Annotated in this window: 9 protein-coding genes; 4 read left to right on the top strand and 5 right to left on the bottom strand. The window is 43.0% G+C overall.

Annotated elements, in window-relative coordinates; genetic code table 11:
• Positions 1–211 precede the first annotated feature (211 nt).
• From LC574_RS08255 to LC574_RS08245, 3 genes are all read right to left on the bottom strand, one after another.
• The gene (locus LC574_RS08255) at positions 212–649 is read right to left on the bottom strand and encodes an Rrf2 family transcriptional regulator (protein WP_229452765.1); all 438 of its coding nucleotides are present in this window, start codon (positions 647–649) and stop codon (positions 212–214) included.
• Positions 650–926: 277 nt separating this feature from the next.
• A complete protein-coding gene (gene pgmB / locus LC574_RS08250; RefSeq protein WP_229452758.1) occupies positions 927–3,962 on the bottom strand; it encodes a beta-phosphoglucomutase in 3,036 nt (1,011 codons plus the stop codon).
• Positions 3,963–4,369: 407 nt separating this feature from the next.
• Positions 4,370–6,775 carry a sucrose synthase gene (locus LC574_RS08245; RefSeq protein WP_229452756.1) on the bottom strand — a complete coding sequence of 802 codons (2,406 nt, stop codon included), beginning with the start codon at positions 6,773–6,775 and terminating at the stop codon, positions 4,370–4,372.
• Between the two features lie 595 nt (positions 6,776–7,370).
• Here LC574_RS08245 and LC574_RS08240 point away from each other — a divergent pair.
• From LC574_RS08240 to LC574_RS37860, 3 genes are read left to right on the top strand one after another with little or no spacing between them, the layout of a single operon-like run.
• Complete coding sequence (locus LC574_RS08240) at positions 7,371–7,574, top strand: hypothetical protein (protein WP_229452754.1); 204 nt, start codon at positions 7,371–7,373, stop codon at positions 7,572–7,574.
• Positions 7,575–7,591: 17 nt separating this feature from the next.
• Positions 7,592–8,845, top strand: a complete 1,254-nt coding sequence (locus tag LC574_RS08235; RefSeq protein WP_229452752.1) for a Na/Pi cotransporter family protein — start codon at positions 7,592–7,594, stop codon at positions 8,843–8,845.
• Between the two features lie 48 nt (positions 8,846–8,893).
• Complete coding sequence (locus tag LC574_RS37860) at positions 8,894–9,028, top strand: hypothetical protein (protein WP_267871455.1); 135 nt, start codon at positions 8,894–8,896, stop codon at positions 9,026–9,028.
• Between the two features lie 3 nt (positions 9,029–9,031).
• Here the strand turns inward: LC574_RS37860 and LC574_RS08230 are convergent, their stop codons facing one another.
• Both LC574_RS08230 and LC574_RS08225 read right to left on the bottom strand, forming a co-directional pair.
• Positions 9,032–10,129, bottom strand: a complete 1,098-nt coding sequence (locus tag LC574_RS08230) for a glutamate--cysteine ligase (protein WP_229452750.1) — start codon at positions 10,127–10,129, stop codon at positions 9,032–9,034.
• 11 nt (positions 10,130–10,140) lie between these two features.
• Positions 10,141–10,383 carry a hypothetical protein gene (locus LC574_RS08225; protein ID WP_229452748.1) on the bottom strand — a complete coding sequence of 81 codons (243 nt, stop codon included), beginning with the start codon at positions 10,381–10,383 and terminating at the stop codon, positions 10,141–10,143.
• Between the two features lie 237 nt (positions 10,384–10,620).
• Here LC574_RS08225 and LC574_RS08220 point away from each other — a divergent pair, with 237 nt between their 5' ends.
• A complete protein-coding gene (locus LC574_RS08220) occupies positions 10,621–11,295 on the top strand; it encodes a Mo-dependent nitrogenase C-terminal domain-containing protein (RefSeq protein ID WP_229452746.1) in 675 nt (224 codons plus the stop codon).
• The last annotated feature ends 39 nt before the right edge of the window (positions 11,296–11,334 follow it).

Raw genomic sequence — 11,334 nt, 5'->3', positions numbered from 1 at the left:
ATGAGATTTTTTCAAATAAACGAGCAATGGCGAATAGAATTCGCGGCTACACAAACAAAGTTCACCTCCGTGGACTAATACAAAATCAAGGATTCTTAACCCACGGAGGTGGGTTTTGCCTGTGTAGCCGCGACTTCCAGTCGCTTGGTGAGTAATAAATTAGACTTTGAAAACATCCTCTAAGGATGAAAATTTTCCTACTTCATCCTTTCTAAATGTAATACATGAGTTCCTTCTGCTTTCGCATTGATCTTTGTTCACAAAGGTCTTGGAGTGTATATTTTTCCAAAACTGAGTTAGCAGCCTGACGTGCTTCCTGCCAGACTTCCTGAATTAGCTCACCTTCTACCGTGTTTGGAGTTGGCTCAGAATTAGAGACAACGATATCTGATCCTTCCATGCAGCTAAAAGCATCTAACACTGTAATCTTTCCGGGATCTCGTGCCAGAACATAGCCACCTTTAGCTCCGCGTATACTCTTAATTAAACCTCCACGCCTTAATGTGGCCAGAAGTTGTTCCAAATAGCGGTTCGGTATATCTTGTAATGCCGCTATCTCCCGAATTTGCAGGGCTTCATTGTTAGGGTAGCAGCTTGCCAACTCTAACAGGGCTAGAAGTGCGTATTCTAATTTGTTAGAGATAACCACAGGCGTAATCTTTTAAACACACACCTAAATATACAAAGTATTTCAGTTGGTTTTTTTTAAGCACTGTTAAGAAAAACTTTACAATTAACTTATTGTTGACCGGCTAACCCCACTTTAAACACCTTTGAGCATAGAAGCAATTATATTTTATTTTTAATTCAATAAATAAAAATGATTGATTATTTATAAAGTCTTCCAAAGTGGAAATTGGCTTAAAAGCTGTGCAAGCCGCTATACATGTAAATTTGTCGAAAATGGCAGGTCTAGTTATTAATTTTCAATTGGAAGTTTCTGAATGTTTTTGTCTGGCAATATTGCTTAATTTGGCTTTTAAATCTGCCCATGTGACCCCTTCTAAGCTGGGCAAAACAACATGAGCGGCTCCAACTCGTTCAGTTGGGCCGAGTCCTACTGCCCACATACCACCGGCTAAAGCTGCCTCAACGCCTGCTGCGGCATCTTCTACAACCACAGATTGCGCTGGTTCGAGTCCTAGCTGCTTGGCTGCGTACAGAAATAGGTCGGGTGCTGGCTTGGGTTGCTGTACACTATAACCGTCAGCGATCGCATCTACTTTATCGGCAATGCCCAATCGCTCGATCACTGTGCGGGCATTTTTGCTAGCTGAACCAATACCGATTTTAATCCCAGCTTGCCGCAGTTCATCCAAGAAGGCGATCGCACCTGGTAATAAATCCTTGGGTGTCATGTTTTGGATCGATTCCACATAGTAGCGATTCTTACGCTCCATCATCTCCTCGATTTGTGCTTCAGAATACCGTCTATCCCCAATAATCAGCATCAGGGAAGCACGACGGGATACACCCCGCAGCGCTTCGTTAGCTTGGCGATTAAACGGTATACCTTCTTCATCTGCTAGCTTTTGCCAAGCTAAATAATGAAGTTCTGCTGTATCTGTTAGCACTCCATCTAGGTCGAAGATGAATCCTTGGATGTTGGATGTTAGGGGAGTGGGGAGTGGGGAGTGGGGAGTGGGGAGTGGGGGGGATGAAGGGGCATGGGAGGCAGGGGGGGATGAGGGGAAATTTGGGGGATTTGGGGATAGGGAAAGTTGGAGATATTCTAGTTGACGAGTTATATCTTGAGTGACTTGTTCTTTGCGTAGATCGAAGTCGTGCCATTTTCCGCGCCAGTGCAGTTTAAACTTTAGGCGCGTCCAGCCATCAGGCAGATGGGAGTTGGCTACGGGGCCATTTTCGGTTAGTTGAATGCCGCCGAATCCAAAAATTACAGCTTGCCAAACGCCACCAGCAGTAGCGCCGTGGATTCCATCGCTGGTGTTACCTCGGTTATCTTCAAGATCCACCATTAACGCTTGCATAAACACTTCGTAAGCTTCTGTTGATTTACCCAAGTCGGAAGCTAAAATGGCGTGAACTGCTGGGCCAAGGGACGAACCATAAGTAATGTCTGTGCGGGGTGCGTAGTAGTCCCAGTTGGTCTGCAATGCTTTTTCGTTGTAGGGAAAATCTGCTGATTCCCGCATTAAATAAAGGAGCATCAAGATATCTGGCTGCTTGATTACTTGACATTTATTGGTTTTCTCAATACTTAAGATGGCTTGCATGGAGCGATCGCGCCCTTCGTAATCTGCTAAGTTGATATCTTCTAATTGGAAAAATCCCTCAAACTGCTCGATTAGTTCTGTTAATGGGTCATGGAGAAACAAGATTTTGGCGATGATATCTTGCCAGTGCGTTCGCTCCTCTAGGGTAAGTTTTAGTTTCTGTTCTAGTTCGGTAGCTCGTTCGGGGAACTTGTGAGCTAACCAATCATAAACTGCGATCGCTTTCTCTAAATGCCATTGCGCCATGCGGTTTGTAAAGGCGTTATTGTGGACGAATTCATGGTATTCATCGACTCCGATTACTCCCCGAATTTCATATCGTTGGCGCTCAGGATTGAATTCGACTCGGCTACCCCAGAAGATCGCGGCATCCAAAATAATCTCTGCGCCGCGCTGTTGCATCCACTCATCATCACCAGTGGCTTGCCAGTAGTTCCAAGCGGCGTAGGGAATATCTGCATTGATATGAATTTCGCGATCGCGGCACCAAATCCGCACGTCTTCACCATAAAAATCATTGCCGAGCGCCCAACGTGGTGTTACTTCATCTCCGGTATCAGCACTTTCCCAGGCAAACATTGCCCCTTTATAGCCATAATGGGAAGCCTTGCGTTTAGCTCCTGGTAAGGTGTGCCAACGGTAACTGAGTAAGTTTCGGGCGATCGCTGGTTGGGTAAACAGAAAAAAGGGCAGCATAAAAATTTCTGTATCCCAAAAAATATGACCGCGATAACCAAACCCAGAAAGAGTTTTAGCAGGAATGCTCACTTTGTCATCATGGCGTGACCCAGCAATCAGCAGTTGGAATAGATTGTAGCGAACAGCAAAAGCAGCTGTGCTATCCCCTTCGATGAGGATGTCACTTTGCTGCCACACCTCATCCCATGCCTGCTCATTGGCTTTTAGCAGTGTTGCGTAGTCTGGTAGGTGTGCGAGTTTTTCTGTAGCTGCTGAAACTGGTGTTTCAGTCTCCCGCGAGGTAAAAACTGTTACGAATTTTTCTACCGTTACGGTCTGTTGTGATTTAGCCAGGTAGGTCATGCTCAAGGTTGGATAACCAGGTGCAGTACTGACTTGCAAAGATGCTTCAGCGCCAGAGATTCTCATTGTTGCGCCCATAGCGAGTTCAATTCGGGAGTGGCGGCTGCGACGTTGCAACCAGATTCGTTGGTGAGTCTTGCCCTGATCTAATCCTTCCCAGTGATTAAAACCCTGATTTTCTGGATAGCCGTTAATACTTCCCTGAACTTCGATTAACCCATCAAAATCTACTGGCATTAAATGGCAGCGTTGCGCCAACACATGCCGATCTGCAAAACTAGCAAAGCGTTCAAAGGTAATATCTATAGTGTTTCCACTGGGAGAGCGCCAACGTAAGTAACGGATCAGAAGTCCGTAGCGTAAATCAAGCTGGCGATCGTAGCGCAATATCTCACCTTGATCGAGACGGAAGCGATCGCCATTTACAATCACTACCAAGGGTAGCCAATCAGGGCAATTTGCCAGTTCAGTGTACACCACCGGCACATCGTCATAGACACCGTGGATAAAAGTAGCTGGCAATGCATGAGGATAACCTTCTTCAAAACTGCCTTTTGTTCCCAGGTATCCATTGCCGATTGTAAAGACGGTTTCTTTAGAGTGCAATTGCTCAGGGTCAAACTGGGTTTCGATTAAAATCCAGTCTGTGTAGATAAAATTGCGAGAACGAGCTTTTGTTTGCATAAAGTGGGGAGTGGGGAGTGGGGAGTGGGGATTTTGAGTCTTTGAGCTAGATAAATGAGTCTTTTAACTCCGTTAATGAGTATCTGAGGTGGATTAATGAGTATCTGAGGTGGATTGGTGAGTCTTTTAACTCCTTTAATGAGTATCTGAGGTGGATTAATGAGTCTTTTAACTCCTTTAATGAGTATCTGAGGTGGATTAATGAGTCTTTTAACTCCTTTAATGAGTATCTGAGGTGGATTAATGAGTCTTTTAACTCCGTTAATGAGTATCTGAGGTGGATTAATGAGTCTTTTAACTCCTTTAATGAGTATCTGAGGTGGATAAATCAGTCTCTAATTCTCCTTGTCCCCTCATCCCCCTCATCCCCCTCATCCCCCACTCCCCACTCCCCACTCCCCACTCCCTCATCCCCCCTTATGCTTTTCCAAAATCTTTTCCGCTCTAGGTTTATAAATGAGATGAAATAAAGTTTCCATATAGCGATCTCTGGCTTCGTTATTTTCTGGAGCAACAAAGTTCCAAAAACTAAATATTTTAGCAAGCTGTAGTAATTGATTACTATGTAAATGCCAATTGTATCTATTATGAATTCGCTGACTCATCCATTCTGAAACTTCCTGCCAATACTCATCTTGACTATTGCATTGTTCAACAAAGCCTAAAATTTTCTTTGCTGTTCCTTCTAAGTCTGTAGGATTAAGATTAAATCTATTCTCTTGGTTTTCGATAATTTCTAAAGACCCGCCAAATTGAGTAGCAAAAGTTGGCAAACCAGAAATCATCGCTTCTAAAATAGACCGACCGAAGGATTCAAAGCGGGCAAAGTGGACATAAATTCCCTGAGAATCTGCAACTACTCGGTAGGCTTCGCCGAGGTTGCTGCTAGGGATACGCATCCCCACCCAGCGAATCTTGCCATTGAGATGATATTGCTCAATAATGTCGTGGAGTTTTTGGATCTCTTCTGCTTCTTCTGGGTTTGTAGCTTCATCTGGATGCAGTTTACTACTGAAGAGAATCAAGTTACAATGTTCTTGCAACGCCTGACTTTGACCAAAGCATTCAGCTAATCCCGCGAGATTGTTGATTGAAGTGATGGGAGCAACGGTAAAGATTGGTCGCTTATTAGGCTGCTCTAAATAACCAAATATTTGGGGGTCTTCGCGGGTAAAGAGTAGGTCGTGAATTTGTCTGCGAAGGTTAGATCGGTCTTCTTTTTGGCTATAGGGAAAGAAAATCTTTTCATTTACTCCCGGCGGCACGAAGTTGAATTTAGGACTAAACAAATCAATGCCATCAACCACATGATACAACTCTGGCATCGTAAAGTATTTGTACGATTCGTATTGACCTATGGTGTCAGGTGTGCCGACAATTTCTTGATAGGACGATGTGATGATGAAGTCGGCTGCATTCATGCTAATTAAATCAGCAGTAAATTGTACCGAGAAGTGATATTGGTCTTCTAAATCTTGCCAATATAAATTACTAAATAGATGTTTAGGTTTTTCCAGTGAATGGGCAATGTTGCACTGGGTAACTTTCATCCGGCGAGATAAAAGAAAAGCCACTAAGTTCCCGTCGCTATAGTTGCCAACAATAAGATTAGGTTTACCTTTGAACTGAGCTAGTAATTCTTTTTCTGCATCTAGAGCAAAGTTTTCTAGATAAGGCCAAATCTCAAATTTAGAAATCCAATTGTTCGTAATTTCAGGATTGAATTCACTAAAAGGAACGCGCAATATCCAAGCATTTTCAGTATCTTGGACTTTTTCTAAACGCAGGTTGCAAAATGTGCCTTCGCAGTTAGGGATTAGCCGGGTGAGAATAATCACATGTGGCTCCATACCCAGCACGTCCAGGCCAGCGAGTTTGATTTGTTCACGCAGTTCGTTTTCTAAGCTGCGAGCTTGTTCGAGGACGTAGATAACTTGACCAAGTGTTTCATCTCTTCCCAAAACATCCTCCTGTCCAACCCAGCCGTGGATGGAAATGAGGACGACGCGAAAAATGGCGGGGACGCGGGCTACAAATGTTTCTAAGATGCCGGGTTCTGGAGAGTAAATGAGTCGGTCGAGGAGTTCTAGGGTTTCACAGACTCGCGCCGCAGTGTTACCCCAACCCGGCTCAAAGCCGAGTTCTTGAAGATCGAAGCGGAATTTTTCATAAGGTTCATCAGGCTCAAGCTCATTCAAGAATTTGAGCGCTAGCTTAATTTGTTTGGCTAGGTGAATACCTGAAGGAATGCGATCGCTCAACAGCAGGCGAATCCCATCGTGTTGTAGCCCCTGTAATGCTTGAAATAACATTTCTACCCAATATTGGGGGTCAGTCAACAATTGATTGCACAGGTAACGGTTGAGGAAGGCTAAACCTTGACCAATATTTCTAGGGTCGTCGATTCTTGGGGAACTTTCGTAAAACGGGTGGAGGTCGATTTCCAGGATGTGGGGTTGGTAGCGGTTGACTAGGCGATCTCTCACATCTAGCAATGCTTGAGGTGTCATCAACTCGAACCTACTATCAGATGTCAGTTTCCAAACTTCTTGACTAGCAATCCTGGGACGAACCACGAACCAGGTACTTTCTTCTTCAAAAATTATTTCGTGGGTGTACTGTATGAGTTTACCAACAGAAGAAGAGTAGTAAAAATAGGCTGGCTTTTGGGATTGATCACAGTAATCGGCAAAAGCTTGTAAAATTTCATTTCTTAGGAAGTAACGCTTACCTGAAGCACTCAACGCATAAATCAACTGATGCAGAGCAGTTTTTTCATCACTGTTGAAGACAGCTTGAACTAGTTCATACATGATGACGAATCCCAGAACTTTAGCTAGGTCACGACCTCATATTTTTCTCAAGTCTCTGGTTTTCTGAGGCACATTCCCAGTTTAATGGTATATAAACATGAAAACCAGCCGCGTCTAACTTTAGGATGAAACAGGGATTAGTCATTTGTCATTTGTCATTTGTCATTTGTCATTTGTACTGAGCTTGTCCTGAGCGTAGTCGAAGTATTTGGGGACATTGGTGTCAACTTAAGTTAAAAATCACTTATCTGTTGGCTTCCACGCCCGCCCAGAAATGAATTTCAGCGGCTCATAGCTAAAGTCTACTCAAGTAGACTAAAGATTTTTGGATATATTTAGTCATCTTCAGATGACTTTCGCTATTAGCAAGGAACTTCAGTTCCTTGCGGGACATGGCTTTTACGTTAAGTTGACACGTATGATTTGGGGAGCATCCCACTTTTTTACATGTCATTGCGAACGCGTAGCGTCTCGAAGAGAGGAACGAAGCAATCGCAAAATTCTTCAGGTCAAAACGAGTCCATGAGATTGCAAGTCTTGGACACGCACTTGCGTTCGTCGTTCCTCCTCTCTACGAGACGCACTCGCGTTCGCAATGACAGTTATTCTCAAGAGCAAAATAAAAACTGGGATGCACCCATACTGGTGGGGTTTGCTGCGATCGCGTTCTATTCCTACAACTAGCGAAATTGAGCAAGTTAAAACCCGTTTTAAATTTGCTAAATTAGTTTATCAGCATTTAGCATTGGATGTTTTGAGACTAGAATTAATACTAATACTTGCTTACACTAATCAATAATTTTTTTGAGGGGTATTATGTTGTTATCAAAAAGCTTCAAAAAAGTATTTAACGGTTTCATATTGAGTATTTTAGTTTCAGCTTTGGTAGTTACTCCTTCTTTAGGAAATAATTTTCATTGGTTTGATGCACCATCTGTAGAAATTAGCGTTAATGCTCAGACTCCTGCTGGAGTAGAAGAAACACAACAAAAAAACAGCAAACTATCTCAGAATACTAGGGAAGAAAAGAACAATAGTCAGGATAAAAGTGCTGAGTCTAAAGGAGAAGAACAGGGAAAATTAGATATTTTTAAAATAGTCACGGGTGCGCTGGCGGGACTCGTACTATTTTTGTATGGTGTGACACGAATGGCCGAGGGACTAGAAGCGATCGCAGGCGATCGTGCCAAAGAACTAATTAGCAAGTTCACCACCAATCGCTACGCTGGAATAGCAACTGGCACGGTAGCGACAACAATATTAGATTCGTCCTCAGTAACAATCATCATTGTGATTGCAATGGTTAGTGCTGGTTTATTGTCATTTGTAGAATCTCTCGGCGTGGTTTTGGGTTCCAATATTGGTACAACCATCGGCGCTCAAATAGTTGCTTTTAACATTAGTGATTATGCCCCAATAGCAATGTTCATTGGCTTACTGTTAATTTTGTTGGGTAAAAAAGAACGTTGGAAGCAAATCGGTTTAGTTATTCTTGGCATAGGCTTATTGTTTTTCGGACTTGACACAATTGAAAACGCAATGGAACCTTTCAAAGACTACCGGCCATTTATCAAATTGATGGAAACCTTGGGGAACAACGCACTTTTAGGTGCTGGAGTTGGGGCACTCTTTACAGTCTTAGTTCAATCTTCCTCTGCCACCGTTGCGATTATTGTGACTTTGGCTAGTCAAGGATTAATCTCATTATCTGCTGGCGTGGCGTTAATGCTGGGTGCTGAAGTTGGCACTTGTGCTGACACATTAGTAGCTACCTTTGGACGCGAACGTCCAGCAGTGCGGACAGGTATCTTTCATTTACTTTTCAATCTGACTACTGCTGCGGTAGGAATTGTATTTGCCACTCAATTGGCAGGATTCGCGCAATGGATTTCTCAGTTAATGGGGGCAGGGGATGATGTTGCTCGCCAAATCGCTAATGCACAGTTAATATTCAACTTGCTAGGCGTGGCGTTATTTATTGGATTTTTACCCTTAATCGCCCGTGGATTGGAACGGCTACTTCCAGATAAAAAGAATCAAAATCGGCAGGCTGAAGCGGTAAAGAATTAAACAAGTCGGAAGTCGGAAGTACAGTTTTGTAACGGGGATCTCCTAACTATGTCTGACCACCAATCCCCCTTTCAGCATCAGGAAGATCAAGTAAAACCAGATACTAATCCCCATCAGCAAGAGCCACTGCGCTTGACGCAAATTTTACCAATTGCAAACAACCTGAATTCGGCCATTGAATAAAAACTACTGATAAGTCTGCTTTATTACCTCTTCTATTGAACTTACCCGATGGAACATTTCTATTAATTTATGGGATCTTGTTTTTCGCTTCGCCAGCATTACTTTTAACGGCGTTAAATAATGAACATCTGCGTCATCTCCTAAAGCAACTTCGGCTGCTTGCAAGACTTTTGTCGCATTCCCAAAAATATCCTCGTTGTCAAACCCTTCTTTTGCCGATAGTTGGTGTAATGCTGCATCGGGTACAGTTGCTCTACCCAGCAAAGTTTCATCTAGCACCAAACCTTTCAATAATGTTAGCAAAGCCGCATAGATAGAAAAGTCATCACAGCTATCACAAGCTTTAAATTCAATACGTCCTACTTCAGCCGGAATGCGGGCGATTTTTGTTAAGGAAGGTGTGCTATCAATCAGTTGTTCTTGTTTTTGAACAAAAACAAGGGCTGCTGGCCTTTTTCCAGTTCTGATAAATGTTCGTACCGATAAACCATCCCATAATCCTCCCTTATAAAAAGGGGAACTATAACTAAAAGGGACGATATAGGGACTATAATAAGTTAATTTTTTGCCAACATCAATCACATCTTCAGTAGACAAATTTGCCACTGAAATATTTAAATCTGGGCCATAAGACACCATGTGAATATTAGCAGTTTGTTCGTCAGGATAAGCCTCTAGCTGTTTGATTTCATAATCGTTTAATGGCGGTTGAGGCTCAAAAACCGGATTGTAGGGATTAAAACTAACTAAAACTGGTGATAAACCAAAGTCAGCAGCAACCTCACGTAGCAAGTGAAAACTTTCTGACAATTCACTAATAGCGCCTTGAATATCAGAATGTATAGTCGTTCTAATTTCGATACCTTTAGCATGATAGTCAATCACCTTGTCGGAATCTGCAAATCTTTCAAATCCCTCAATATACCATCTTTTCATTTTAATACCCGCATCCCCAACCCGCAGTTGAGGATAGTCGCCGGGGTATGTGGGTAGCCTTTCAATAATTTGATTGAAATCAGCAAATTTGGTGTGGGAAAAATCAGCAAACTTTCCTTCTTTATTTAGAAAAGCGACTTCATGCTCAATGCCAAATAAAAACATTATGTATACCTTTATTGTTTATTGAAGTAAGTGCGTACCCAGTTGTCGAGGATACTTCCTCGTAAACAACAGCCTATCTGAGAATATTTAGCAGTAGTAAATTTATGAAATTCGTAGTCTATCGCTGCAAGAATCTCAGATGATTTAGGATCTACTATAATTGGCTCTGCTGGCTGAAGCTCACAAGCTCTAGCCCAGAGGGGAATTAGTAGTGTTTCTTGAATGATGCCGAGGTGAACTTTGGTTTTATTCATGAATACTCGACTTAAATCTCCTTTTTCAGCTTAAGTAGAAAAGATTCTCAAATAGATTTTACACCAAGACCGACTGTTGCGATTTGAAAACTTCTCTGGTTTATTTCTTGAGACGACGATGCTTACGGCTGGCTACGCCTACGCACTTTCTTAATTTTTCTATATTACCTCACTATCTTCATAGTCGCTAGGTAGGGTAGCTTAGTAGTGACTGAGGAAAGCTTGAGACGTGAGTTTATGACAAGTACCGTTCAATCCCCCTACAGCAGCGAACAGATTGCCGCTTGGTTGCGTGGACTGCTCACCATTGCTTGGGCAGATGGTAATTTTGATGCCCAAGAGCAGGAATTAATTGCCAGCATCACCAAAAATGAATTAGCTCCTAAGATTAAATGGGACTCACTAGAGGTAATTACGCCAGAAGAATTAGCCGCAGTCTTGGGTAAAGGTACGCCAGCATCGGAAAATTTCTTAAGGACAGCGATCATGGTAGCGATCGCAGATGGTACTTATTCTCCCAGCGAAGATCAGGTTCTGCATCAGTTCTGCCAAGCCTTGGAACAGCCAGAGAATTTACTAGAAGCCCTTCGCCACACCCTAGAACACCCACAGCTTACCCCCACTATCGCCAGCACTGGGCTTACAAAGCGTCAAATTGATGCACTACACCCCCTGCGCGACTGGCTGGATCGGCTAGATATCCAAGACCCAAGAGTAGCCCGCTTTTTGTGTAAAATGATTCCCTCCCAGTGTCCCTTTGAGCAAGATGTCACCTTATTTGGACGAAAGATTGTCCACATCCCGCCGATGTGTAAAATTAACCCGTTGTATGAGCAACTGGTAGGCTTACGTTTCCGCGCCCTCTCTTATCTGGCAGATAAATGCGGTGAAGATGTTTCACCATATATTTAGTCATTAGTCAGAGACGCGATTAATCGCGTCTGTACATTA

The organism is Nostoc sp. CHAB 5715 (assembly GCF_020829685.1).
Taxonomy (GTDB): Bacteria; Cyanobacteriota; Cyanobacteriia; order Cyanobacteriales; family Nostocaceae; genus Nostoc.
This window is presented reverse-complemented; position numbering and strand designations above follow the sequence as displayed.

Bases quoted from the DNA above. Each gene is read 5' to 3' on its own strand.
- pgmB (WP_229452758.1), bottom strand. From the start codon at position 3,962: ATGCAAACAAAAGCTCGTTCTCGCAATTTTATCTACACAGACTGGATT.
- LC574_RS08245 (WP_229452756.1), bottom strand. From the start codon at position 6,775: ATGTATGAACTAGTTCAAGCTGTCTTCAACAGTGATGAAAAAACTGCT.
- LC574_RS08240 (WP_229452754.1), top strand. From the start codon at position 7,371: ATGACAGTTATTCTCAAGAGCAAAATAAAAACTGGGATGCACCCATAC.
- LC574_RS08235 (WP_229452752.1), top strand. From the start codon at position 7,592: ATGTTGTTATCAAAAAGCTTCAAAAAAGTATTTAACGGTTTCATATTG.
- LC574_RS37860 (WP_267871455.1), top strand. From the start codon at position 8,894: ATGTCTGACCACCAATCCCCCTTTCAGCATCAGGAAGATCAAGTAAAA.
- LC574_RS08230 (WP_229452750.1), bottom strand. From the start codon at position 10,129: ATGTTTTTATTTGGCATTGAGCATGAAGTCGCTTTTCTAAATAAAGAA.
- LC574_RS08225 (WP_229452748.1), bottom strand. From the start codon at position 10,383: ATGAATAAAACCAAAGTTCACCTCGGCATCATTCAAGAAACACTACTA.
- LC574_RS08220 (WP_229452746.1), top strand. From the start codon at position 10,621: ATGACAAGTACCGTTCAATCCCCCTACAGCAGCGAACAGATTGCCGCT.